Origin of the sequence: Comamonas avium, assembly GCF_014836675.1 — a bacterium.
GTDB classification, from domain to species: domain Bacteria; phylum Pseudomonadota; class Gammaproteobacteria; order Burkholderiales; family Burkholderiaceae_C; genus Comamonas; species Comamonas avium.
Genome location: NZ_JACSQK010000007.1, coordinates 182,015 through 207,000, shown reverse-complemented (window position 1 = coordinate 207,000; position 24,986 = coordinate 182,015). Strand labels below are relative to the sequence as shown.

General features: G+C 61.5%; 22 protein-coding genes. 12 read left to right on the top strand and 10 right to left on the bottom strand.

Features of this window, described 5'->3' with window-relative positions:
- Positions 1 to 63 precede the first annotated feature (63 nt).
- The 5 genes from H9646_RS15385 to H9646_RS15365 all read right to left on the bottom strand — a co-directional run bounded on the left by H9646_RS15385 (position 64) and on the right by H9646_RS15365 (position 4,701).
- A complete protein-coding gene (locus tag H9646_RS15385; protein ID WP_191724257.1) occupies positions 64 to 747 on the bottom strand; it encodes a response regulator transcription factor in 684 nt (227 codons plus the stop codon).
- Positions 734 to 2,245 (bottom strand): sensor histidine kinase, encoded by a 1,512-nt coding sequence (locus H9646_RS15380; RefSeq protein WP_318244932.1) that lies wholly within the window; start codon positions 2,243 to 2,245, stop codon positions 734 to 736. Before H9646_RS15380 ends, H9646_RS15385 begins: the two co-directional genes overlap by 14 nt.
- Before the next feature lie 204 nt (positions 2,246 to 2,449).
- Positions 2,450 to 3,229 carry a sulfite exporter TauE/SafE family protein gene (locus H9646_RS15375; protein ID WP_191724256.1) on the bottom strand — a complete coding sequence of 260 codons (780 nt, stop codon included), beginning with the start codon at positions 3,227 to 3,229 and terminating at the stop codon, positions 2,450 to 2,452.
- Between the two features lie 237 nt (positions 3,230 to 3,466).
- The gene (locus tag H9646_RS15370; protein WP_191724255.1) at positions 3,467 to 3,775 is read right to left on the bottom strand and encodes a hypothetical protein; all 309 of its coding nucleotides are present in this window, start codon (positions 3,773 to 3,775) and stop codon (positions 3,467 to 3,469) included.
- 23 nt (positions 3,776 to 3,798) lie between these two features.
- Entirely contained in the window at positions 3,799 to 4,701 is a 903-nt protein-coding gene (locus H9646_RS15365; protein WP_191724289.1) for an MBL fold metallo-hydrolase, read from the bottom strand.
- Between the two features lie 208 nt (positions 4,702 to 4,909).
- Between H9646_RS15365 and H9646_RS15360 the strand changes: the two genes are divergently transcribed.
- From H9646_RS15360 to H9646_RS15340, 5 genes are all read left to right on the top strand, one after another.
- Positions 4,910 to 5,107, top strand: a complete 198-nt coding sequence (locus H9646_RS15360; protein WP_191724254.1) for a YgaP family membrane protein — start codon at positions 4,910 to 4,912, stop codon at positions 5,105 to 5,107.
- A 120-nt stretch (positions 5,108 to 5,227) separates the two neighbouring features.
- Positions 5,228 to 5,575, top strand: a complete 348-nt coding sequence (locus tag H9646_RS15355; RefSeq protein WP_191724288.1) for an ArsR/SmtB family transcription factor — start codon at positions 5,228 to 5,230, stop codon at positions 5,573 to 5,575.
- Positions 5,572 to 6,018: a YeeE/YedE family protein gene (locus H9646_RS15350; RefSeq protein ID WP_191724253.1), complete on the top strand. Its 447-nt coding sequence runs from the start codon at positions 5,572 to 5,574 to the stop codon at positions 6,016 to 6,018. Before H9646_RS15355 ends, H9646_RS15350 begins: the two co-directional genes overlap by 4 nt.
- Before the next feature lie 2 nt (positions 6,019 to 6,020).
- Positions 6,021 to 6,446, top strand: coding sequence for a YeeE/YedE family protein (locus H9646_RS15345; RefSeq protein ID WP_191724252.1), 426 nt, complete (start codon positions 6,021 to 6,023; stop codon positions 6,444 to 6,446).
- A gap of 90 nt (positions 6,447 to 6,536) precedes the next feature.
- Positions 6,537 to 7,133 carry a DUF599 family protein gene (locus H9646_RS15340; RefSeq protein ID WP_191724251.1) on the top strand — a complete coding sequence of 199 codons (597 nt, stop codon included), beginning with the start codon at positions 6,537 to 6,539 and terminating at the stop codon, positions 7,131 to 7,133.
- Between the two features lie 84 nt (positions 7,134 to 7,217).
- Here the strand turns inward: H9646_RS15340 and ybeY are convergent, their stop codons facing one another.
- Together ybeY and H9646_RS15330 are read right to left on the bottom strand one after the other, a co-directional pair.
- On the bottom strand, positions 7,218 to 7,679 hold the full coding sequence (gene ybeY / locus H9646_RS15335; RefSeq protein WP_191724250.1) for an rRNA maturation RNase YbeY: 462 nt from the start codon (positions 7,677 to 7,679) through the stop codon (positions 7,218 to 7,220).
- Positions 7,680 to 7,743: 64 nt separating this feature from the next.
- Positions 7,744 to 8,691 carry a PhoH family protein gene (locus H9646_RS15330; protein ID WP_191724249.1) on the bottom strand — a complete coding sequence of 316 codons (948 nt, stop codon included), beginning with the start codon at positions 8,689 to 8,691 and terminating at the stop codon, positions 7,744 to 7,746.
- Positions 8,692 to 8,742: 51 nt separating this feature from the next.
- On the opposite strand from H9646_RS15330, the gene ruvA reads away from it, so the two are divergent.
- From ruvA to H9646_RS15305, 5 genes are all read left to right on the top strand, one after another.
- Positions 8,743 to 9,321 (top strand): Holliday junction branch migration protein RuvA, encoded by a 579-nt coding sequence (gene ruvA / locus H9646_RS15325; protein WP_191724248.1) that lies wholly within the window; start codon positions 8,743 to 8,745, stop codon positions 9,319 to 9,321.
- Positions 9,322 to 9,327: 6 nt separating this feature from the next.
- Positions 9,328 to 10,473: a Holliday junction branch migration DNA helicase RuvB gene (gene ruvB, locus H9646_RS15320; protein WP_191724247.1), complete on the top strand. Its 1,146-nt coding sequence runs from the start codon at positions 9,328 to 9,330 to the stop codon at positions 10,471 to 10,473.
- A gap of 66 nt (positions 10,474 to 10,539) precedes the next feature.
- A complete protein-coding gene (locus tag H9646_RS15315; protein WP_191724246.1) occupies positions 10,540 to 11,802 on the top strand; it encodes an efflux RND transporter periplasmic adaptor subunit in 1,263 nt (420 codons plus the stop codon).
- Positions 11,802 to 13,031: an ABC transporter permease gene (locus H9646_RS15310; protein ID WP_191724245.1), complete on the top strand. Its 1,230-nt coding sequence runs from the start codon at positions 11,802 to 11,804 to the stop codon at positions 13,029 to 13,031. The genes H9646_RS15315 and H9646_RS15310 overlap by 1 nt, the downstream gene beginning before the upstream one ends.
- A gap of 13 nt (positions 13,032 to 13,044) precedes the next feature.
- Positions 13,045 to 13,776: an ABC transporter ATP-binding protein gene (locus H9646_RS15305; RefSeq protein WP_191724244.1), complete on the top strand. Its 732-nt coding sequence runs from the start codon at positions 13,045 to 13,047 to the stop codon at positions 13,774 to 13,776.
- A 41-nt stretch (positions 13,777 to 13,817) separates the two neighbouring features.
- Here the strand turns inward: H9646_RS15305 and H9646_RS15300 are convergent, their stop codons facing one another.
- Positions 13,818 to 14,516, bottom strand: a complete 699-nt coding sequence (locus tag H9646_RS15300) for a lysoplasmalogenase (protein WP_191724243.1) — start codon at positions 14,514 to 14,516, stop codon at positions 13,818 to 13,820.
- 181 nt (positions 14,517 to 14,697) lie between these two features.
- On the opposite strand from H9646_RS15300, the gene H9646_RS15295 reads away from it, so the two are divergent.
- Positions 14,698 to 16,326, top strand: coding sequence for a peptide chain release factor 3 (locus H9646_RS15295; RefSeq protein WP_191724242.1), 1,629 nt, complete (start codon positions 14,698 to 14,700; stop codon positions 16,324 to 16,326).
- Positions 16,327 to 16,476: 150 nt separating this feature from the next.
- On the top strand, positions 16,477 to 17,271 hold the full coding sequence (locus tag H9646_RS15290; RefSeq protein ID WP_191724241.1) for an HAD-IIB family hydrolase: 795 nt from the start codon (positions 16,477 to 16,479) through the stop codon (positions 17,269 to 17,271).
- A gap of 129 nt (positions 17,272 to 17,400) precedes the next feature.
- Here H9646_RS15290 and H9646_RS15285 read toward each other — a convergent pair whose 3' ends face one another.
- Positions 17,401 to 18,390 carry a Bug family tripartite tricarboxylate transporter substrate binding protein gene (locus H9646_RS15285; protein ID WP_191724240.1) on the bottom strand — a complete coding sequence of 330 codons (990 nt, stop codon included), beginning with the start codon at positions 18,388 to 18,390 and terminating at the stop codon, positions 17,401 to 17,403.
- 574 nt (positions 18,391 to 18,964) lie between these two features.
- Positions 18,965 to 24,883 carry an excinuclease ABC subunit UvrA gene (gene uvrA / locus H9646_RS15280; RefSeq protein ID WP_191724239.1) on the bottom strand — a complete coding sequence of 1,973 codons (5,919 nt, stop codon included), beginning with the start codon at positions 24,881 to 24,883 and terminating at the stop codon, positions 18,965 to 18,967.
- Positions 24,884 to 24,986: the final 103 nt, after the last annotated feature.

Genomic DNA, 24,986 nt, shown 5'->3' with positions numbered 1-24,986 from the left:
GGGCCGGTTGCAGCGCCTGTGGGGTACTGTAGAAACATTGCGTGCCACGCACCATGCGTGCGGCTACGTGCGGGCTTGCGTAGAACTACGGAGTGGCGACGGCGAAGGGCTGGCGCAGCCGTTGTCAGACAGCGGGGCGTAGCGGCGGATGAGCCAGGCCAGCGATGGGGCCTCCAGCTTGGCAAACAGGTTGGCGCGGTGGGTTTCGACGGTGCGAGGAGACAGGTCCAGCGCACGGCCAATTTCCTTGTTGGTCAGACCTTGCACGATCAGGGCCAGCACTTCGCACTCGCGTGGGGACAGCTGGGTGTAGCGCTGCAGGGCGTCGCGGTCGGCCTGCGTTTGGGCGCGCAGGCGTACGTGCTGGCGCACGGCGGTCTGCAGGGCTTCGAGCAGAACTTCATCGTCCACGGGCTTTTCCAGAAACTCCGCTGCTCCGCTTTTGAAAGCGCGGCGGCACATGTCCACCGTGCCGTGGCCGGTGAGCATGAGGATGGGCTGGTCCACCCCCTGTTCCATCAATTGACCCAGCAGGGCCAAGCCGCCTACGCCGGGCATGCGCACATCGAGCACGATGGCACCGATGGACTGGCGGTCAAACTCGGCCGAGAAGGCCAGTGGGTCTGCCCAGGTCTGTACGCGCAGGCCCACGGTGCTGATGAGCAGCGAGAGGCTGTCGCGCACGGCCTGGTCGTCGTCCACCAAGTGAATCAAGGGGGACTGTTGCAGGTTTTCAGGGCTGGGCATGGGTGGTAGGTGCTGCGGTGATGCGGGCAGGCAGGGTCAGCTCAAAGCAGGCACCGCGCAGGGCGGCACGCTCTACGAGCCGCAGGTGCCCGCCCATGGATTCGGCCAAGCTTTCGCTGAGTGTCAGCCCCAGACCCAGCCCTTGGCTGCGTGTGGTGGTGAACGGGGTGAACAGACGATCGCGGATCTCGGGCGCAATGCCAGGGCCATTGTCTTGCACGCGAAGGTACACCCACGGGCCTTGCTGGGCTTGCTCAATTTCCAGCCGCCGCTCTGCAGGCGGAATTTTATCCATGGCCTGCAGGGCGTTGACCAGCAGGTTGTGCAGAATTTGCTGCAGTGCTACGGGGTCGATCTGCAGCGGTAGCAGCGGTGCGGGCACCACGTGCTGCACCTGGATTTGGTGCTTGCGCAGTTCGGCCTCCAGCAGGTACAGGGCGTCGTTCACGGCATGCTGCAGCGACAGCTGCTGGGTGTGGGCGGTGGTGTTTGGGCGCTCTACCAGACGCCGCAGTCGGCCTACAACGCCTGAGGCACGCTTGGCCTGCTCTGCCGCCTGTGCCATGGCTTGCCGTGCGGCGTCCAGATCGGGTTCGGTGTCGTCCAGCAGGCGGCGCGCTGCTTGGCTGTTGGAGAGAATTGCGGTTAGCGGTTGGTTCAGTTCATGCGCCATGCCTGCCGCCAGTTCGCCCAGTGTGTTCAGGCGTGCGACATGGCCGTGCTGCAGCAGTTGTTCGGCCCGCAGCCGGGCGGTGCGTTGCTGCCACGCGGCGCGCAGCCCGGCCAGCACCAGTGCACACAGCGCGGCCCAGGCCAGCATGGGCCACCACGGCAGCAGACGGGCGTGCAGCTTGTAGCGTTCGTGCAAGTCCAACGCCTGGCTGGGGGAGGCCAGGGTTTTGGTTTGCGTCCATGCCCAGCCATCGGTTGTGGCTTCAGCCTCGCCCGCCTGAAGAATCAGCGTTTGCTCACCTTGGGTGAGCCAGATGCGCACGGGGCTGCGGCTGGCGGGATAAGGCCATTCTTCAGCAGGAACGGTGGCAGGCAGGTGCAGTTGCAGTGCGTAGCTGGAAGGGGCGCCAGCCTGCACGAGAAACAGCGTGCCTTGTGCCAACTGGCTGGTGTCCATGTGGGCATGGCCGCTGGCACGGGATTGCTGCTCCAGCGTGGAAAGTGTCGCAGGCCAGTGCGCAGGCCAAGGCTGGTCAGGGCGGTGCTGGGCTACGCCCAGAATCTGCGGGTACAGGCGCGCCAGTTCGCTGGTGACAGCATTTGCGCTGGCATCGGCAGTCAGTGGGGGCTGCAGCAGTGCCAAGGTGGCCAAGATGGCGTCGTGCTGCACCATTTGCTGGCTGAGCAGGCGGTGGGCCACCCGGGCATTGGTGGTGAAGGCTTCGTGCAGCGCCTGTAGCCGCTGCTGTGCCAGCCAGCCAGCACCGGCAGCTGCGGTCACGATCCAGGCTAGCAGCCAGCCCTGCCAAGGCTTCATCCATGTCATGGCGGCGATTGTGGCATCACCCGTTGCTGCACATACACAGCGTGGAATTTCGATCGATGAAGGCGGCGTGGCGCAGCGTGTTTAGATCAAGGCTCAGACCCTGCGAATCTTCGATTTGCGGCTGAGATGAGACGCCAACCTGCAGGTTGTACGGGTGGCTGAAAGGGCGAGGTAACGATGTATCACGCGAGGTGCTGACGGCTCTTAGCCCTTGGCAAAGAACAGGGCTGCCATCACCAGGCCGGTCAGCACAATCGCCCAACGCAGGATGTGAGCGGGAATTTTGCGCGCCACTCGTGCGCCGCCATAGCCACCCGCTGTAGCCGCCACCATCATCAGCAATGCGTGTTTCCACTCGACGATGCCGCCTGCGGCGTAGATAGCCACGGCAATCGCGGTGAGCAGGGCCGAGACCAGATTTTTCATGCCATTCATGGCATTGAGCTGGGTTTGCCCCAGCAGGCCAAACAGTGCCAGGCACAAGATGCCCAAACCACCATTGAAGTAACCGCCATAGAAGGCGACGGCCAGCATGCTCAGCGCGGCTTTGGTGGGGCTGGCGGGGGCATGGGTGGCATTTTTACCTGCGGCCCAGGCACGGATCTGGGGGGCGAAAGCGAATAGCGCAGTAGCGGCCAGCAGCAGCCAGGGTACGACCTTGCGGAAGATGTCGTCGGGGGTAAACAGCAGCAAGGCAGCACCGGCAGCGCCACCCACCAGCGACAGGGCAATGGATTTGCCCATGGTCAAGCCCGGTGGTGCAGCCATGTCTTCTTTAAAGCCCCAGGCGCTGGCGGCGTAGCCGGGCAGCAGGGCAACGGTGCCAGTCGCGTTGGCGGCTACCGGGGGCATACCGGTAAAGACGAGGGCGGGCAGGGTCAGAAAGCTGCCGCCTCCTGCCACAGCATTGAGTGCGCCGGCCACAAAGGCAGCGGCCAGCAGCAAAGCAATGTGGGTCCAGGGGCCGATGCCTAAGATGTCCATGGGGGTGTCTCTCTCATGTTGTTATGTGTTCGTGAGGCTGACGCACCGATGTGGTGCAGCCATGGCGTGATCTTAGTGGTTGGCATGGGGTGTCTGGCACGCACAAAAAAGCAAAGCACCTGAGACATGAAGGTGCTTAGTGCGGGGAGCGCGAGCTGGCTGAAGGCCTGTGCAAGACGCAGACCTGTGCACGATGGGAAAGCAGCTCAGCCGGGGACTGCAGAGTCCTGTGTGCTTTCAGGAGCGGATGTAATTCCAGCCTTGTGTCTGCCAGCGCGCCAGCGCCAGTACGGCGGGCTCATTGAGCAGGAGCAAGGGAGTGCGGCATTCGCGCTGCAGGTTGGCGAGGGTGTTGGGGCAGACATGCGTCAATGCATCGGCCTGCTCGTGCGGTGTATCCAGCGCGACGGCGACGGCAGCTGCATTGGCAATGATGCGGACCTGGCAGCTAGGATCTGCCCGCAGTGCGTTAACAAGGTTCATGCGGGCGCGTTGCAGACCTTCTGCATCTGGGGCGTGAAGCAGGATATGAAGTGGTGTAGGCATGTGTCTTTGTAACCTGAAACAGCTTATGCCGCAGTCGCTTGGAATACCCCGTCAGGCGCGCCTGATCCGCGCAGGAAGGCGTTGATTGGTGTTTGCATATAGGTGCGGCCATCGTCTGCCGCGGGGGGCAGTTTGCCCGCACGCACATTCACTTGTACCGCAGGCAATATGAGGGTGGGCATGTCCAGTGTGGCGTCGCGGGCGGTGCGCATGGTGACGAAATCTGTCTCACTCACACCGGTGCGCACGTGAATACTGTGCTGTTTTTGCTCGGCCACGGTTGACACAAAGGCTGGGCCGCGGCTGGCAGGTGGATAGTCATGGCAGATGAACAGGCGGGTGCTGTCCGGCAGCCTGAGCAGGCGCTGGATGGAACGGTACAGCTGTGCGGCGTCGCCTCCGGGAAAGTCGGCGCGGGCGGTGCCAACGTCGGGCATGAACAGCGTGTCGCCAGTAAATACGGCGTCTTGCACGTGGTAGGCCATATCGGCAGGCGTATGGCCAGGTACGTGCAGGGCGGTCACGGTCAGCTTGCCCAGCTGAAACTGTTCACCGTCGGTCAACAGGTGGTCAAACTGGCTTCCATCGGGCACAAAAGCACGCTCAAAGTGAAAGATGCTGCGAAACATTTTTTGCACTTCCCGGATGTGCACGCCAATGGCAATCTGACCACCCAGATGGTGGCGAATGTGCTGTGCCCCCGAGAGGTGATCGGCGTGGGCATGTGTCTCCAAAATCCACTGCACCTGCCAGCCTTGGGCGCGCACGTAGTCAATGATGCGGTCGGAGGAGGCGCTGGTCAGCGTGCCTGACTTGGGCTCAAAGTCGAGCACCGGGTCAATCACGGCGGCTTGTCCGCTGGCAGGGTCGGCCAGCACATAGCTTACGGTGCCGGTGGTTGCATCAAAAAAAGGTTCGATGTGCATGGCGCTGACTTTCTGGCTGAAGGCTGAGGAATGGATAGAGATGGTGTTCAATGCAGTATTGATCTACTTTTTAATATAATATATAAAAACAGATTGTCTGCTGCGCTTTTTTGTTTTTATCAAACGATCAGACGTGGCAGGCGTGCGCATGGGGCGCAAGCCGTATCTGGGTTCTTGAATCTTGCAATCAGCTCCAAAGGAGAAAACCATGAAAGCTAATGTTGGTGGGATTGACCGCGTACTGCGTATTTTGGTGGGACTGGTGCTGTTGGTGCTGGCCGCATCGGGCACCGTGGGCTGGTGGGGCTGGCTGGGGGTGGTGCCGCTGGTCACAGGGCTGTTGCGCTTTTGCCCGTTGTATTCGCTGCTGGGTTTTCGAACCTGCCCGCTGGAGTTGCGCAAATAAAATCGCGCTGCCTTGAAGGCTTCGCTGCCTGGCGTAGTTGAAAGCAGCGATTTCGGATTTCGCTTTCTTGTCATGGGCTAGCGCATTGTTTGTCTGTCACTTTTTTCTGAATCCATGGTCATGACCTTGCACCCCACTCCAGCTGTCCAGTCTGCTGCCGAGATTGATATGGCCGCCATGCGCGCCCATGCGGGCGAAGCGGTTGCCATGCTCAAGGTGCTGGGCAATGAAGACCGTCTGCTGCTGCTGTGCCAGATTGCCCGGCAGCCACGCACAGTGGGAGAGCTGGAGCAGCTTACGGGTATTGGACAGCCCACACTGTCGCAGCAGTTGGGAGTGCTGCGGCGCGAGGGTTTGGTGAGCACCGAGCGCGAAGGCAAATTTATTCGCTATCAAGCCGCTGATGCGCGTGCACTGCAGTTGATGCAGGTGGTGCATCAGCTATTTTGTGAAGGAGCTCAGTCATGAGCATTGCGTGGGATGCATTTACGCCCTGGACATCGCTGGCCGGCGGTGTTTTGATTGGCCTGTCTGCCGCAGCAATGGTGGTGCTGCTAGGCCGTATTGCCGGTATCAGTGGCATGGTGGGCGGTTTGCTGCAAGCGCAGACGTGGCGCAGCGCTTCGCAGTGGGGCTGGCGGGCCGCATTTGTGATTGGCCTGCTGGCCGCGCCTTGGGTGTGGCAGTGGTTTGCGCCGCTGCCAGAGGTCACCATGCCCGGCAATCCTGTGTTGATCATCGCAGCGGGGTTGCTGGTGGGTTTTGGCACCCGGCTGGGCTGCGGCTGCACCAGCGGTCATGGCGTGTGCGGGCTGTCGCGCCTGTCACTGCGTTCGATGGCCGCCACCCTGGTGTTCATGGCCACGGGTGCTGTCACGGTGTTTGTGGTGCGCCACGTGATGGGAGGGTGAACATGACGGCTTTTGTTGCACTGGCGGCAGGCTTGGTATTTGGCCTGGGACTCATCCTTTCGGGAATGGGCAATCCGGCCAAAGTTCAGAATTTTCTGGATTTTTTTGGAGTGTGGGACCCATCACTGGTGCTGGTTATGGGCGGTGCGATTGCGATCGGTTTGATAGCCTTTACCTGGGCCAAAAAACGCACAACCTCGGTGCTGGGTGCCCCCATGCAACTGCCAACATCCACGGCACTGGATGCCAGATTGCTTAGCGGTGCAGCCATGTTTGGTGTGGGCTGGGGTCTGGCAGGCTTTTGTCCCGGGCCCGCAGTGATGAATCTGCTGACAGGGCACAGCGAGGTCTGGTTGTTTGTGGCAGCAATGCTGGTGGGAATGCTGGCACAGCATGGATGGGCGCGTGCCAGAAAGCAGGCTCAGTGAGGGGTGCTGATGCCTTTTGCATCAGGGCGGTGGGCATAAAAATATGCGACGTAATGAATGTTTGCGGGTGTAAGGATGGAGTGGGCGTCTATGTATGAATCTCTCTGGCCCATGTGGGTTACGCTGGGCTTGGTGCTGGTGTATTTTGTCAAACAGTGGCTGCATCCCGCGCGGGCCACACGCCTGCATGACCAGCTGCGGCAGGATTGGCTGCAGGCTGTCTCCAGCAGCAAAGGCACAGAAGTGCTGGCCGTGCAGACCATTCGCAATTCACTGATGTCCTGCACCATGACGGCCACCACGGCCACCTTGGGGCTGATGGGTGGCCTCACGCTGCTGCACAGCGGCTGGGGTGATGCGGTGGCCGCAGGCCGTGCCGATGTGCTGCAGTTGCACACGCTGGCGGTGCTGGTCCTGCTGGGGCTGTCGTTTATCAGCGCCATGCTTGCGGCGCGGCAGTGGCACCACGCAGGTTTTGTGGCTGGCATGCCGATTGACAGTCCTCAGCGGTTGCAGTGGCTGGACGTCGGGCAGCGCAGCATTCGCCGTGCGGGGCATTACTACGCGTTGTCAGTGCGTCTTTTGATGTGGTGTGTGCCCGTGCTGCTGGTTGGCATCTCGCCATTGGCAGGGCTGATTGCCGCCGTGGTGCTGCTGATTGTGCTGGCAACCGGCATTGATCGGTGAAAAGTTCTTTGCAGAACTGGCCTTCCGACGCCACCAAAAAAGGACTCCATAGGGAGTCCTTTTTGATGAATGAGAAAACACTTTTCAGTCTTTGGCGTAGGGGTCCGGGTAACCCAGCTCGGCCATGATGTCGGTTTCATACGCTTCCATCTCGTTGGCGTCTTCTTCACTGGTTTCGTGGTCCCAGCCTTGAGCGTGCAGGGTGCCGTGCACCAGCATGTGGGCGTAGTGCTCTTGCAGTGACTTGTTTTGCTCCTTGGCTTCGCGCTCGATCACGGGGCCGCAGATCACCAGATCGGCCATTACGGTAGGTGCTTGCTGATAGTCAAAGGTCAGCACATTGGTGGCGTAGTCCTTTTTGCGAAACTGCGCATTCAGGGCTTGCCCCTCTTCGGTGCCCACAATGCGAACCGTTATTTCGGCGTCCACAGCCAGAGCGTGTTGAATCCATTTGGTGACGGTAGCGCGGCTAAGCAGGGCGCGGTGCTCGGCCACGTTGTCAAAGCTGCCAAACTGCAAAGAGAGTTCAAGCTTGTTAAGTGTCATTTTTGGCTCTGGCGCCTGTTTACTGAGCGCTGATAGCTATAGGTATTGATGATTTGTGCCTGCCTTAGCGTGCAGAGCGGCCGCCGCTGCTGGCGTCGTAGGCATCCACAATGCGCGCCACCATGGGGTGGCGTACCACGTCGACGCTGGTAAAGCGGTTGATGGAGATGCCATTGACACGCTTGAGCACGCGCTCGGCATCAATGAGTCCGCTCATCGCACCTTTGGGCAGGTCAATCTGGCTGACGTCGCCGGTGATTACAGCCTTGGCACCAAAGCCAATGCGGGTGAGAAACATCTTCATCTGCTCGGGCGTTGTGTTCTGTGCTTCGTCCAGAATGACGAACGCATTGTTCAGTGTCCGCCCACGCATGAAGGCCAGCGGTGCAATTTCCAGCGCATTGCGCTCGAAGGCTTTTTGCACTTTCTCGTAGCCCATCAGATCGTAGAGCGCGTCGTACAGGGGGCGCAGGTAGGGGTCCACCTTCTGGGTCAGGTCGCCGGGAAGAAAGCCCAGGCGTTCTCCGGCCTCTACGGCAGGGCGGGTCAGCACAATGCGCTGCACGGCGCTGCGCTCCAGCGCATCAACCGCGCAGGCCACAGCCAGATAGGTTTTGCCTGTGCCCGCGGGGCCAATGCCAAAGGTAATGTCGTGCGCAGCAATGTTCTGCAGATACAGCGCCTGATTGGGCGTGCGTGCGCGCAGGTCTGTACGGCGGGTGGTGAGCTGGATGGCGTCGGGGTTGACCTCGATCATCTCGGCATCACCGGCCAGCATCAGTTGCAGCGTTTCTTCTTTGAGTGGGCGGTCGGCCTGCTCATACAAGGCTTGCAGCAGATCCATGGCTTGCTGGGCCTTGGCTTTGGGGCCGTCCACCTTGAACTGTTCATGGCGGTGTGCAATCTTGACTTGCAGGCCCGTTTCGATGGTGCGCAGGTGCGCATCGGCCGAGCCACAAAGGTTGCTCAGACGAAGGTTGTTGTGCGGTGTAAAGGTGTGGCGCAAGATCACGCTGATAATTCCCTTAAGGAAGACTGCCGCTGCTGGCGGCAAAGGATCGCAATGATAGGCAAATTGACTGGCACTCTGCTCGAGAAGAACCCGCCCCAAGTCCTGGTGGACTGCCATGGTGTGGGCTATGAAGTGCAGGTGCCCATGAGCACGTTTTACAACCTGCCCGGGCTGGGTGACAAGATCAGCCTGCTGACGCACTTTATCGTGCGCGAGGATGCCCAGTTGCTGTATGGGTTTGCTACCCCGCAAGAGCGTCAGACATTCCGCGAGCTGATCAAGGTCAGCGGTGTGGGTCCACGCATGGCGCTGTCGTTGCTGTCGGGCATGGGCATTGACGACTTGGTGCAGGCCATTGCGTTGCAGGAAGTGGCTCGTCTGGTCAAAGTGCCGGGCATTGGCAAGAAAACGGCGGAGCGTTTGCTGCTGGAGCTCAAGGGCAAGCTGGGTGATGCCGTGGTGGGTACGGCAGGCGCGCAGGTCAAGAGCGATGCGCAGTCCGACATCCTGCAGGCGCTGCTGGCGCTGGGTTATTCCGACAAGGAGGCCGCCATCAGCCTCAAAGCCCTGCCCGCCGATGTGGGGGTGAGTGACGGTATCAAACTGGCTCTCAAAGCCCTGGCCAAGTAAGCACCCATGAGCATTCACACCGAAGATTTCGGCGAGGGCTTTGCCGCAGCCCCCCAGCGCAAGCCGCGTGCCAAGGCGCAGCCCGCAGCGGCTGCGCATGATGCCCGTGACACGCCTGAAGCGGCCATGCGCAGCCCGACCATCTCCCCAGCACCTGTCAACAAGCACGAAGAAGTGATGGAGCGCGCACTGCGCCCCAAACTACTGGATGAGTATGTGGGGCAGGCCAAGGCGCGTGAGCAGCTGGAGATCTTTATCGGTGCGGCCAAAAAACGTGGCGAAGCGCTGGACCACGTCTTGCTGTTTGGCCCACCTGGGCTGGGCAAGACCACGCTGAGCCACATCATTGCGGCGGAGCTGGGGGTGAACCTGCGCCAGACCAGTGGGCCCGTGCTGGAAAAGCCCAAGGATCTGGCGGCACTGCTGACCAATCTGGAAGCCAACGATGTGCTGTTCATTGATGAAATTCACCGCCTGAGCCCCGTGGTGGAGGAGATTCTCTACCCCGCACTGGAAGATTTTCAGATCGACATCATGATTGGCGAAGGCCCGGCGGCGCGCTCCATCAAGCTGGATTTGCAGCCGTTTACGCTGGTGGGTGCCACCACGCGCGCAGGCATGCTGACCAACCCGTTGCGTGATCGATTTGGCATTGTGGCGCGGCTGGAGTTCTACAACACCGAAGAGCTAGCGCGCATTGTCAAGCGCAGTGCTGGCTTGCTGGGCGCACCCATTGATGCCGAAGGTGCGCAGGAGGTGGCCAACCGTTCCCGCGGTACACCGCGCATTGCCAACCGTTTGCTACGCCGTGTGCGTGACTACGCAGACGTGAAGGGGGACGGCACGATCACCCAGGATATTGCGCAAAAAGCCTTGTCCATGCTGGACGTTGACCCGCGTGGTTTTGATGTGATGGACCGCAAACTGCTGGAGGCCGTGGTGCACCGTTTTGATGGTGGCCCCGTCGGGGTGGACAACATTGCCGCCAGCATTGGCGAGGACGCGGGCACGATCGAAGATGTGATTGAGCCGTATCTGATCCAGCAAGGCTATCTGCAGCGCACGCCGCGTGGCCGTATTGCCACCAAGGCTGCCTACCAGCATCTGGGGCTGGTAGTGCCGCAAACGGAAGGCCATCTGTTTAACGAATAAAGCGCTTGTCTGGCGTGGGTGCAGCGCTGGCCTGTGCCATGCTGGGTGTGACCCCCAAGGATTTTTGTGAATCAGCCTGCATCAACTCCCGCCACCTCATCCGTCGCCCGCCGCCCAGCTCGGTGGTGGCTGGCCTGTGCTGCCGTGGTGGTGCTGGTGGGGGCGGTCTGGGGCGTACAAAAGTGGCGTGGCCCGCAGGTGCCTGCAGTGCAGGTGCATGCCCAGTCACTGGTGCGGACGCTGCAGTTTTCGGCGCGGGTGGAGACACGGTCTCGCGTGGGGGTGGGCAGTACGGTGGTGGGGCGTGTTGAGCGTGTGGCTGTGCGCGAGGGGGACGCGGTGGATGCGGGGCAACTGCTGGTGCAACTGGAGCAAACCGAGCTGCAAGCGGCACTGCAGCAATCGCAAGCCAGCCTGGAGCAAGCACAGGCGCAGCTGGCCAATGTGCGCACCAATAGCCGCATTGGCAATCAGGCACAGGTGGCGCAATCGCAGGCCTCAGTCATGCAGGCGCAATCAGACTGGATGCGCAATCAAAAACTGGTGCAGCAAGGCTTTTTGAGCCAGGCCACGCTGGACGAAAAGCGCAAGGCACTGCAAATTGCACAGGCGCAGTTGCAGGCAGCGCAGGCACAGGCAGCAGCCTCGGCCGATGGCGGCGCAGAACTCAAGGCGGCACAGGCGCAGGCCGGGCAAGCACAGGCCGCGCTGTCTGTGGCCCGTGCAAAGCTCGACCAAACCCGCATCACTGCACCCAGCCAGGGCAAGGTGTTGCTGCGCGATGTGGAGCCGGGGCAAATCGTGCAACCCGGAACGGCGCTGCTGCAGCTGGCGCTGGAGGGCCCTGCCCTGATCGTGGCGCAGGTGGATGAGCGTTTTCTGGATCAGCTGCGTGAGGGACAAAGCGCGCAAGTCGTAGCGGATGCGTTTGCTGATCAGCCATTGGCGGCCCGCGTGGTGTCGATTGCCCCCAGCGTGGATGCGCAACGGGGTGCGGTAGAGGTCAAGCTGGCGCTGGATGCTGCACCGCCCGCTTTTTTGCGCGAAGACATGACCTTGTCGGTGGCGGTGGAGACAGGGCGGGCTGCTCAGGCGCTGGTGCTGCCGCTGCAAGCCTTGCAAGGTGCGCGTGCCGGCAGTTTGCAAGCGCAGGTTTTGCTGCTGGTGGATGGCAAAGCCACCGCCCAGCCCGTGCAGGTGGGCTTGCGCACCTTGGAGGCGGCAGAAGTAACCCAGGGCCTGAAAGCGGGTGACACCGTCTTGCTGCCGCCTGCCACAGCAGACCAGCGGGTGCGCGCCCAACTCCAGTTGCAAGGCGGTGCCGATTGATGGCAGCCGTCCCCCTTGGTTTTGAGTGGCGCGTGGCTTTGCGCTTTCTGCGTGAAGGGCGCATGCAAAGTCTGCTGATTGTGGCGGGCGTGGCAGCGGGTGTGGCGGTGATTACCTACATCACGGCCCTTATCCATGGCCTGCAGGCCAACACGATTGCCAAAACGCTGGGCACGCAGGCACACATCAGCTTGCGCGCACCCGATGACGTGGTCACGCCCATTGCAGCAGACGCCAACTTTTCCGTGGTGCTCAGCGACACCCAGCCCCGTGCGCAGCGTCTGCGTTCGGTGGCCAACTGGCAGCAGCTGTTGCCGGTGCTAGAGCGCATGCCTGATGTGGTGGCTGTGTCGCCCATGGTGTCGGGCTCGGGCCTGGCGTTGAGGGGCGAGGCATCGCAGTCCGTGGCATTGATGGGGGTGGAGCTAGAGCGCTACGCGCGAATCGTGAACCTGCGGGACAAGCTGGTCTCGGGTGCATGGAGTCTGGCACCGGGTGAGGCCATGATTGGCATGGAGCTGGCGTCTGACCTGGGGGTGCGTGCAGGCGACCGGTTCACGCTGGATACAGGCCGCACCACCGAAACCTTGCGGGTGAGCGCCTTGCTGGACATGGGGGTGAAAGATTTAAACCGACGCACAGTGCTTGTGCCGCTGCGCAGCGGCCAGAGCCTGCTGGGCGTACCCGGCGGGGCGACGGTGCTGGACATGCAGGTGCGTGATGTCTGGCAGGCCGATGCCCTGACGCAGCAATTGCGCGCCCGCTACGACTACAAGGTGGAAAGCTGGCAGGACAACAATGCCCAGCTGGTGTCTGCGCTGAAGGCGCAAACCATCAGCACCACTGTGATTCGTGCGGTGGTGCTGGTCGTGGTGATACTGGGCATTGCCAGCGTACTGGTGGTGAGCGTGGTGCAAAAGCGCCGTGAGATTGGCATTTTGCGCGCCATGGGCACCACGCGCGGGCAGGTGATGCGCGTCTTCCTGCTGCAAGGCGCGGTGGTGGGTGCGGTTGGCTCGGTGCTGGGGGTTTTGCTGTCGTGGGTGCTGGTTGCAGTGTTTACGGCTTTTGCCCGCAGCGTACAAGGCGGTGCATTGTTTGAAATTTCCCTGACATGGCAAGACGCACTGGCTGCCGCAGTGACCGCAACCTGCTGCGGAGTGCTGGCGGCGGTCATCCCATCGCGCAGTGCGGCAGCGATGGACCCGGCGCAAGCCATTCGAATGTAAGGGCCGCAGCATCATGGCCACGCAACCCCCAACTGCATCCACCACCCCCAGTTTGCTGGCGCTGCAAAGTGCGCGCAAGTCGTACAACGTGGGGTTGGCAAGCGAGGTGGAAGTGCTGCATGGCATCGATCTGCAATTGCAGGCCGGAGAGTTTGTAGCGCTGGTGGGGCCATCTGGTTCGGGCAAAAGCACCTTGCTCAATATTCTTGGTTTGCTGGAGCCGATGACCGCAGGCCGCTACTGCCTGCAAGGTCAAGAAACCAGCCAGCTCAGCGATGAAGGTTTGACGCTGCTGCGCCGTCAGGCGCTGGGTTTTGTGTTCCAGTTCCACCATTTGCTACCGGCATTCACAGCGCTGGAAAACGTCACGCTGCCAGCCTTGATGGCCCATGGAGTGGTTACGGGGCAGGACAAGGCGCGGGCCACTGAGCTGCTCAAAGCCGTAGGCTTGGCGCAAGCGCTGCACAAAAAACCGTCTGAGCTGTCTGGCGGCATGCAGCAGCGTGTGGCGATTGCACGGGCCTTGGTGCATCAGCCACCCTTGGTACTAGCCGATGAGCCTACGGGCAATCTGGATACGCAAGCTTCTCAGGAGGTGTTCACGCTGCTGCGTGACATACACGCCAGCCAAGGCACCGCATTCTTGATCGTGACCCATGACCCGCGCATGGCCGAGCGCTGTGACCGGCTGGTGGAGGTGGTGGACGGGCTGATTGCCCGGGATACGCACACGCCGCATCCCTAGTGTTTGGGGCTGCTAACGCTGACCTGTAAAGCGCTGGCAGCTCATTGCTTGAGTGAAGCTGCGCGCAGGGTTTGCAGCATGCCATGCAAAATCAGGCACTGCGCCAGGTAGTACGTGCCCAGCACCCAGAGGTAGGCGCCCGCAATGGGCTGCACAAACCTGTCCAAGGCCAGAACGGTGTCGCTGACCATGAAACTGACCGCGCCCCACGCTACCGTGCGGGCCGCTGCGGTGTGCAGCACGGTGGCGCGCCCCAGTGCCTGGGCCGCCATCAGGCCAATCACCAGCACGTAGATGGCCACAGGGATGCGCATTGCCGTGGGCAGGCCATGCGTCCACAAATACCCATAGGCAACAGCCCCGGCAGCGATGCATGCGGCAAGGCCCCACCGGCTGGCCAGCCATGGCGCATCGCGCTGAAACAGGGCGATGTAGCAAACGTGGGCCAGTAAAAATGCCACCAGTCCTGCCAGAAAGCCTTGGGGCATGAGCAGGCAGACATCGCCCACCATGCTCAGTGCCAGCCCTGCCAGCAGCAGGTACATGCTTTTCTTCAGCGGGCTGCGGCCTGCGACGACCCCCACGCAGATCAGTGCCAGCACCATGGTCAGCGGTTTGAACAATGCGTAGGCCGAGAAGTAGCCCCAGTGCGCACTGAACATGGCCAGCACGCCGCATGCGGCCATGGCCCATTGCAGGGGATGAATACGGTGGGGGCTGAGCGTTGAGGAACTGGGCATGTTCTCAGTGTGTGATGACTGTGCTGACATGGGCATTGGTGCCGACCCTGCCCGTTCTGGCAAAGACACTGCACATCGCATTCTCTGGCGCCGGTGCGCTTTCGTGGTTTCCCTTAAAATTGCAGCCCTTCACCCTCTTGCAACGCGCGGCAGCAGTCGCGCCAGAACCGTCCCCCATCCAGTGTCATACGCACCAGAAACACGGCGTCGCCGCACCTTTGCCATCATTTCCCACCCTGACGCGGGTAAGACCACGCTGACGGAAAAGCTGTTGCTGTTCTCGGGAGCGATCCAGATCGCCGGGGCGGTGAAGGGGCGCAAGGCATCGCGCCACGCCACCTCTGACTGGATGGAGATTGAAAAGCAGCGCGGTATCTCGGTGGCCTCATCGGTGATGCAGATGAGCTACCGCGACCACGTGATCAACCTGCTGGACACGCCCGGTCACAAGGACTTCTCGGAAGACACCTACCGTGTGCTGACGGCCGTGGATTCGGCGTTGATGGTGATTGATGCGGCCAACGGTGTGGAATCGCAGACCCGTCGCCTGATTGAGGTGTGCCGCCAGCGCGACACGCCCATCATTACCTTCGTCAACAAGTTTGACCGGGAAGTGCGCGACCCGCTGGACATTCTGGACGAGGTGGAGCGCGAGCTGGGCATGCCTTGCTGCCCCATCACCTGGCCTGTTGGTCAGGGCAAAAGCTTCGGCGGCATCATCAACCTGCGCACGCAGAGCATGACGGTGTTCACCCCTGGCAGCGACCGTGGCCCCAAGGACTTTGAAGTCATTGCTCTGAGCGAAGCCGACCGTCTGCGCGCCCGATTTGGCAAGGCTTTTGACGATGCGCTGGAGTCCATGGAGCTGGCCGTGGGCGCATCGGCAGAGTGGAGCCATGAAGACTTTCTGGCTGGCAGACTCACGCCCGTGTTCTTCGGCTCCGGTGTGAACAACTTTGGTGTGATGGAAGTGCTGGATGCCGTGGTCGACATGTCGCCCCCGCCTGGCCCGCGCGTGGCTTTCACGGAAGTGAACCGCAACCGCGAAGAAAAGATCATTCACCCTGAAGACAAGAACTTCTCGGGCGTGGTGTTCAAGGTGCAGGCCAATATGGACAGCAACCACCGCGACCGCATTGCCTTTGTGCGCGTGGCTTCGGGCAAGTACACACCGGGCATGAAGATGAAGGTGCAGCGCACCGGCAAGGAATTGCGTCCCACCAGCGTGGTGACCTTCATGAGCCAGCGCCGCGAAGCCGTCGATGAGGCCTACGCAGGCGACATCATTGGTTTCACCATTCACGGCGGTGTGCAGCTGGGCGACTCGATCACCGACGGGCCCAACCTGCAATTTACCGGCCTGCCTTTCTTTGCCCCGGAAATGTTCATGACCGTGGTGCTCAAGAACCCGCTGCGTACCAAGCAGCTGCAGCAAGGTCTGATGCAGCTGGGTGAAGAGGGTGCGATTCAGGTGTTCAAGCCCGACGTTGGCGGCAACATGCTGCTGGGCGCTATCGGCCAGCTGCAGTTTGAAGTGGTGCAGCACCGCCTGAAGACCGAGTACGACTGCGACGTGCGTCTGGAAGGCTGCCAGTACACCAGCGCACGCTGGATTACGGCCGACAGCGCCGCCGATCTGCGCGAGTTCGAGAACGCCTATCCGCTGCGTCTGGCGCACGATGCGGCCGACACCCTGGCTTATCTGTGCACCAGCCCTTACGACGTGCGTCTGGCGCAAGAGCGTTTTCCCAAGATTCATTTCCACCCCCTGCGCGAACACGCCGGCCTGGCGCTGGGTAGCGCCAACTAAAGCACCCCCTGAGCGGCTTTGCCGCTTCCCCCTGTCTCGCTGCGCGGGAGGGGGGCGACGCCCTCACTGCGGGGCGGCCCTTGCTCGGCATCCCGCCGATGGGCTGCGCCCGGTGCAAGTGACATCTGCCCTGTACTTTGAGAGTTTGCTGTGAGCCAAGAATTTCTGCGTCCTTTGTCTGAGCTGCCCGTTCCTGCCAACTTGCTGGGCGTGCTGACCGATATTGATGACACGCTGACCACCGATGGTGTGGTGCCCGAGCACGTGGTGGCTGCGATTGCGCGCCTCAAGAATGCGGGGCTGAAAGTGGTGCCGATTACAGGCCGCCCTGTGGGCTGGAGCGTGCCGTTTGCGCGTGCCTGGCCTGTGGAGTCCATCGTGGCCGAAAACGGTGCGGTGGCGCTGCGCCGCAATGCCGAAGGCGGGCTGGACAAGCTGTACCAGCAAGACGACGACACGCGTGTGCACAACTTTGCCAAGATGCAGGAAGTGCTGGCGCAGATCGAAGCCACCGTGCCCGGTGCGCAGCGTGCCACCGACTCGCATGGCCGTGAGTGCGACATTGCGGTGGACCACAGCGAGTTCACCACCATGTCGCAAGCCCATATCGATGCCTGCGTGGCCATCATGAAGGCTGCGGGCATGAATGCCACGGTCAGCTCGATTCACATCAACGGCTGGTTTGGCGAGCACAACAAGCTGGAAGGTGCGCGCTGGATCGTGCGTGAGCTGTTCGACCTGGATCTGGACGCTACGCTGGGCCAGTGGGTGTATATCGGCGACTCCACCAACGACCAGTTGATGTTCCAGAACGTGCCGCTGTCTGTGGGTGTGGCCAATATTGCGCGCTTTGTGCCGCAGCTGCAGCACCTGCCCCGCTATGTGACCGAGGCCGAGCGGGGCGACGGTTTTGTACAGCTGGCAGACCATTTGCTAAATAAATAATAGCTGTTAGCGCTTATGCAGTAACGTTCTTAGGTATATTTATATCTGAAAACGTTGCTGGGTAAGCGATGATAGCTATTAAAAAGCCAGCAGGCATCGCACTGCTGGCTTTTTTTGTGGGCGCAAAGATCAATCCAGGCTGACGTTGGCCTTGGTGATCACGCCTTTGTACATGGCAGAGTCCTGGTCAATCAGCTTCTGGAAATCAGCCGGCGTGCTGCCAACGCCGCCAAAGCCCAGCTGGGTGAGCTTGGTTTTCACTTCGGGCGATTGCACGGCCTGGGCAATGGTTTTGGACAGCTTGTCCACGATGGGCTGGGGCGTGCCCTTGGGGGCCAGAATGCCCACCCACGAATTCATGATGAAGCCGGGAAAGCCCGCTTCTTCCATGGTGGGCACATCGGGCTCGTTGGGCCAGCGCTGCTTGGAGGCCACAGCCAGCACCTTGATCTTGCCGGTCTTGGCATGGGGCATGGGCACCAGCAAGGGGTCAAACAGCATGTCCACCTGGCCCGACATCAAGTCCGCCAAGATGGGCGCGCTGCCGTTGTAGGGCACGTGCTGGGCGTTGAGCTGGTTTTCCTGCGCAAAGCGCGCACCAATCATGTGGGCGCTGGCACCAGTGCCGCTGGAGGCGTAGTTGAGCGGGTTTTTCTTGCCGTATTCGGCCAGTTCCTTGGCATTTTTCACCGGCAGCTTGTTGGAGGTGAACAGGAACATGGGCAGATCCGCCACATGGCTGACCGCCACAAAGTCGCCGGGCTGGTAGGGCAGCTTTTTGTACAGCGACATGTTCACGGTGTAGGCCGCCAGCACGCTCACAAAGTTGTAGCCATCAGCGGGTGCGCGAGAGGTCTGTGCCACACCAATGGTGCTGTTGGCACCGGGCTTGTTTTCAATCACCACGGGCTGGCCCAGACGCTTGCTCACGGCCTCAAACACCGTGCGGCTGACGATGTCGGTAGAGCCACCGGGCGTGTAAGGCACGATCAGGCGGATGGGTTTGGTGGGCCAGCTGGCAGCGTCTTGTGCCACGCTGTGGCTGGCGAATGCCAAGGTGGACAGAGCCAGTGCAGCAGCGAAGGTGGTGCGGCGACCAAGGTGTGTGACGAAAGCCATGGGAATGTCTCCAGTTCTTGTGTTGTGCAGGCAGTCTGTGCTGCCTCTCCCAAAATGTCTTCTTGAATTAATCAAGGCGACATTTGCACCACTGTAGGAACGAAGTGCAAGCAGGGGGGTGGGGGCAATCCCTTGGGTGTTGTCGCTAGCGCGTCAGCGCCACGGGTTCTGGCGATGTGGCCCTTGCCGAGTGGAAGGCGCTGGAGCTTGTCTTTTCACGTGGCAGTGACAGCTGCGGTATGGCTGCGTATATCTGCTTAGCTGCTTAGCTGTTTAGCTGCTTCGGTAGATTGGCCGCGCCTTTGTGCTGCGTGAAGCCAGATGTCCATCCCCACAGCCAGTTCATCGCAAACTGGTAGTGCAGACGCTGCGCCAAGCCGCGCAGGCAGCGCAGGCCATGAGTAACGAGGCCGCGCGCAGTGGCGCTGAGAGCGGGCGCCAGCACCTCGCGCAGGTGAAGGGGAAAGGCAAAAAGAAAAGGACAAGTCCTGCACAGATAGTGGGCGGGTGGCCCGGGCTGCATCGCTGCAGCAAGGCCCTGCACTCCCAGCCTTGTGCAGGGCTTGCCTCAGATTCAGGTATTGCGCGCAAGCACCGGCTGGATGGCGCTGCCCGTGTGTGTGCCCAAGGCCACCACTTCTTCTGGCGTGCCTGCCGCCACAATCTGTCCGCCACCGGTGCCGCCTTCGGGGCCCAGGTCAATGATCCAGTCGGCTTCGGCAATCACGTCCAGATCGTGCTCAATCACGATCACGCTGTGGCCGGCGTCCACCAGACGGTGCAGTACACGGATGAGCTTGTCCACGTCGGCCATGTGCAGGCCCACGGTGGGCTCGTCCAGCACGTACAGTGTGTGGGGAGCCTTGTTGCCGCGTTTGGTGACATCGTCGCGTACCTTGGTCAACTCCGTCACCAGCTTGATGCGCTGCGCCTCACCGCCAGACAAAGTGGGTGAGGGCTGGCCCAGGGTGAGGTAGCCCAGCCCCACGTCTTTGAGCAGTTGCAGCGGGTGCGCAATGTTTTGCATGCTGGCGAAGAACTCGACCGCCTCGTCCACTTCCATTTGCAGTACGTCGCCAATGCTCTTTCCGCGCCAGCTGACAGCCAGCGTCTCGGGGTTAAAGCGCGCACCACGGCAGGTTTCGCAGGGCACTTTCACATCGGGCAAGAAGCTCATCTCGATGGTGCGCATGCCCTGGCCTTCACAGGCTGGGCAGCGGCCTTCGCCGGTGTTAAAGCTAAAGCGCCCTGCGCCGTAACCACGGGCTTTGGCCTCCAGCGTGTCGGCAAACAGCTTGCGGATCGTGTCCCAGAAACCGATATAGGTAGCGGGGCAGCTGCGTGGTGTTTTGCCAATCGGCGTCTGATCCACTTCCAGCACACGGTCGATACCTTCGGTGCCCCATACGGCTTCGCACCCCACCAGCGCTGGGGTGTTGCCTGAGGCCATGGCTTCACGGCCTGCCTTGGTGCTGCGCTGGCTGACGATGCTGGCCACATTGGCCAGCAGCACATCGCGTGCCAGGGTGGATTTGCCGGAACCCGATACGCCCGTGACGGCCACCAGCCGCTTGAGCGGCACGCTGGCCTCAATGTCCTGCAGGTTATGCAGGTTGGCGCCGTTAACGATCAACCAGTGCAGCGGGCCGGTGTCTTTGACCGGGTTTTGCAGCTCTGCATTCAGCGCTGCGCTGTCGGCTGCCAGTGCAGCGGCGGCATCGGCCGCTATTTGTTTTTTGGTGCGTTTTTTGGGCTTGGGGGCATCTTCCTGTACGGGGATCGATGCCGCATCTGCCACGCCATGCACCGGGCGGCGGGGCTGGAAGGGGTGGCGCATGGCATGCAGCAGGTAGCGGCCAGTCTGCGAATCTGGGGCCGCCATGATGTCTTCGGGCTTGCCCTGAGCCACCAGCATGCCGCCGCGTTTGCCTGCGCTGGGGCCAATGTCGATCACGTGGTCGGCACGGCGGATGGTGTCTTCATCGTGCTCCACCACCACCAGCGTGTTGCCCTTCTCGCCCAGCTTGTGCAGGGCATTGAGCAGGATGTGGTTGTCGCGTGCGTGCAGGCCAATCGTGGGTTCATCCAGTACGTAGCACACGCCTTGCAGATTGCTGCCCAGCTGTGCCGCCAGACGAATGCGCTGGGCCTCACCACCGGACAGCGTGGGTGCACCACGTTCGAGGGTGAGGTAGTTCAGTCCGACTTCTTCCAGAAACTCCAGACGCCCCAGAATTTCTGGCAGCAGATCACGTGCGATATCGGTTTCGCGCCCTGTGGTTGACAGGTTCTGGAACCAGTGGCGCAGATCAGTGACCGACATTTGTGCCAGTTGCGTGATGGCCTTGCCGTGGAACTGCACGGCCCGCGCACGTGCGTTCAGGCGCGTGCCCTGGCAGGTAGGGCAGGTGCATTCTTCCAGGTCTTCGACCTCGTTGGCGGTCAGCGTCAGCTCGCGCCCCCGGTTGTCTTCTGCCAGCGTGCTGTCGTCGTAGACCTTGCGCTGATCCTTGGTCAGTTTGACGCCAGTGCCTACGCAATCCGGGCACCAGCCGTGCTTGCTGTTGTATGAGAACAGGCTGGGCTCCAGCTCTGCGTAGCTGGTGGCACAAATGGGGCAGGCGCGCTGGGTGGAGTACACCTGCAGCGTGCCCACGCCTTTGCCCTGTTCGGGGGCCGCGATGGCGGCTTCCAGCGTGGCAATGCCTGACAGCACGTGCACCACGCCTTTGCCAATCTCCAGTGCCTTGGCCAGTTGCGCACGCAACTCTTTTTCGTTGGCAGCGCTGACCTTGAAGCTGGCCACGGGCAGCTCGATCGTGTGTTCCTTGAAGCGGTCCAGACGCGGAAAGCCGGTGGTCGGCAAGAAAGCTCCATCCACGCGCAAATGCGTGTAGCCCCTGGGGCGGGCCCAGTCGGCCAGCTCGGTGTACACGCCCTTGCGGTGCACCACCAGTGGCGACAGCAGGCCGATGTGCTGGCCCTTGAATTGCGTGAGCAGCTGCGCAGCAATACGCTCGGGCGTCTGGGGCTCGACGGCTGCGCCGTCGTGCACGCAGTGCTGGGTGCCCAGCTTGACGTACAGCAGGCGCAGAAAGTGCCAGACCTCGGTGGTTGTGCCCACGGTGGATTTGCGCCCGCCGCGTGACAGGCGCTGCTCAATCGCCACTGTGGGGGGGATGCCCCACACGGCATCCACTTCGGGGCGGCCCGCCGGTTGCACGATGGAGCGGGCATAGGCGTTCAGCGATTCGAGGTAGCGGCGCTGGCCCTCGTTGAACAGAATGTCGAACGCCAGCGTGGACTTGCCGGAGCCAGAAACACCGGTCACCACATTGAATTTGCCGCGTGGAATTTCCACGCTCAGGCCCTTCAAATTGTGTTCACGTGCATTGACGATCTCAATCGCATTTTTGCCTTCCTTCACTTTGCGTGCGGGCGCTGACAGCTCTTTTTTGTAGAGCATGGGGGCTACTTCTTCCACCAGCTGACCACCCACACCCATGGCCAGGTCGTACTCGCGCAGCGCCTGTGCCGTGTGTGAGCCGGGCACCTGGCGTACGTCTTCGGGTGTGCCCTGGGCAATGATCTGGCCTCCGGCGTCACCGCCTTCGGGGCCCAGGTCAATGAGCCAGTCGCTGGCGCGAATGACGTCCAGGTTGTGCTCAATGACGATCAGGCTGTTGCCCGCCTCCAGCAGCTTGCGCAGTGCGCGCATCAGCTTGGCAATGTCTTCAAAGTGCAGCCCTGTGGTGGGCTCGTCAAACAGGAACAGCGTGCCTTTGCGGGCAATTTTCTGTTTGGATTTGGATGCGGTTTTGGCGGCCTCGGCCAAGAAACCTGCCAGCTTCAGGCGCTGGGCTTCGCCACCCGACAGTGTCGGCACGGGCTGGCCCAGCTTGACGTACTCCAGACCCACATCCACGATGGGCTGCAGCGCGCGGATCACGTCAGCATCGTGTGCAAACAGCATGGCGGCTTCAGCCACGGTCAGCTCCAGCACATCGCTGACGTTGAAGGCGCGTTCGCCGCGTTCGATGGTGACTTCCAGAATCTCGTCGCGATAACGACTGCCATTGCAATCGGGGCAACGCAGGTACACGTCGGAGAGAAACTGCATCTCCACATGTTCAAAGCCCGAGCCCCCGCAGGTGGGGCAGCGGCCATCGCCACTGTTAAAGCTGAACTTGCTGGCGGTGTAGCCGCGCTGTGCAGCCAGAGGCGCCAGTGCAAACAGCTCACGCAGGCTGTCCCACGCGCCCACATAGCTAACGGGGTTGGAGCGTGCGGTTTTTCCAATGGGCGACTGGTCCACAAACACCACATCGGCCAGGTGATCGGCGCCCAGCAGGCGGTCGTACAGACCCGGGCTGTCCGTGGGTTTGCCAAAGTGGCGCATGAGCGCTGGGGCGAGGATGTCCTGAATCAGCGAGGATTTTCCGGAACCCGAAACCCCTGTGATCGTGACCAGGCGCTGCAAGGGAAAGTTCACTTGCAGGTTTTGCAGGTTGTGCTCGCGGGCACCTTCCAAAATCAGGCGTGGCGTAGCGTCGGTCACCATGCGCTTGACGCCAAAGCCCACTTGCTTGCGGCCACCCAGATAGGCGCCGGTCAGCGTGTCGGCATGGCGCAGTGCCTGCGGCGTGCCATCAAACACAATCTGTCCACCCCGTGCGCCGGGACCCGGGCCCATGTCGATCATGCGGTCTGCGGCAAACATGACGGCAGGGTCATGCTCCACGACCACCAGGGTGTTGCCTGCATCACGCAGGCGGTGCATGGCCTGCGTGATGCGCTCCATATCGCGCGGGTGCAAGCCAATGCTGGGTTCATCCAGCACAAACAAGGTGTTCACCAGCGACGTGCCCAGAGCCGTGGTCAGGTTGATGCGCTGCACCTCCCCGCCGGACAGGGTGCGGCTTTGGCGATCCAGCGTGAGGTAGCCAATGCCGACATCGACAAGGTATTTCAGGCGGGTGCCAATTTCTTCGTTAAGCAGTTTGAGGGCTTGCAGCTCACCGTCTGGCAAACCCGTCTGATTGGCCAGGTGCAGGCTTTCAAAAAAGCTGCGCAGCCGGGTGATGGGCAGGCGCATCAGGTCATGCAGGCACAGGCCGGGCAGGGCCTCCAGCTGGGCACGGCTCCATGCCACGCCCGCAGGCATAAAACGCTGCTCGGGCGGCAGCACGGCATCAGCCTGTGCCTTGCTGCCCATGCGCCACAGCAGGCTTTCGGTTTTCAGGCGTGCCCCTGAGCACGTCGGGCATTGTGTGTAGCTGCGGTATTTGGACAGCAGCACACGGATGTGCATCTTGTAGGTCTTGGTTTCGAGGTATTCAAAAAAGCGGCGAATGCCGTACCACTGCTTGTTCCAGGTGCCTTTCCACAGTGGCGAGCCGTGAATCACCCAGTGCTTGTGCTCGGCAGACAGCTTGCTCCAGGCAATATCACGCGGAATCCCTTCGGCCTCTGCGTGGCGCAAGAGGTCATCCTGTATCTCCTGCCAGGCCGGGGTCTGGATGGGCTTGATGGCACCCGTGCGCAGCGTGAGCTTGTCGTTGGGAATGACCAGCCCCCAGTCCACGCCAATGACCCGGCCAAAACCACGGCAGGCGTCGCAGGCACCAACCGCAGAGTTGAACGAGAACAGCGAAGGCATGGGCGCGGTGTAGCTGAGGTTGCTCTCAGGGCAGTGCAGGCCCTGAGAGAAGCGCCAGGTGTATGCATCGCCCTCTTCGGGCATGACATACACGGTCAGGTGACCGTTGCCGCGCTTCAGAGCCACCTCGATGGCTTCCATGGCGCGCGCACGTTCCACGCGGCTGAAGCGGAAGCGGTCGGCCACCACATCCAGCACCTTGATTTTTTCAGGCGGCGCAGCCTTTGGCTTTTTGCCCTTGACGGGCTCTTCAGTGGGTGCAGCACGTTCCACTTCGCGTTCGGCCTGTACTTTGGTAAAGCCGCTGGCGGACAGCCATTGCTCAACTTCTTGCTGAGATGTGTTGGCGGGCAGCTCTACCGGGAACGTCAGTGCAATGCGCGGATCACCGGCCTGCTCTGCGCGTTTTTGCAGCGCTGCAAAAATCGATTCGGCCGTGTCATGCTGCACCGGCAGTGTGGTCTGGCTGTCGAACAGGTGGGACGCGCGGGCAAAGAGCAGCTTGAGGTGGTCATTGAGCTCGGTCATCGTGCCCACGGTGGAGCGTGAATTGCGCACCGGATTGGTCTGGTCGATCGCAATCGCGGGCGGAACGCCTTCCACACGGTCTACTGCGGGTTTGTCCATGCGATCGAGGAACTGGCGCGCATAGGCACTGAAGGTTTCGACATAGCGGCGCTGGCCTTCGGCGAACAGCGTGTCGAATACCAGGCTCGACTTACCCGAGCCACTGGGGCCTGTGACCACAGTTAATTCGCCGGTGCGAATGTCCAGATCCAGGTTTTGCAGGTTGTGCTGGCGGGCGCCACGGATGCGAATCAGGCCTTGGGTCATGGTGTGCGGTGTTGGGTGCAAAAACAAAGCGGCCAATCATTCTAGGCAGGCGCACCCCGTTTGTCGGTCACTGCAGGGAATGTGCCTGCAGATATGCCGGTAA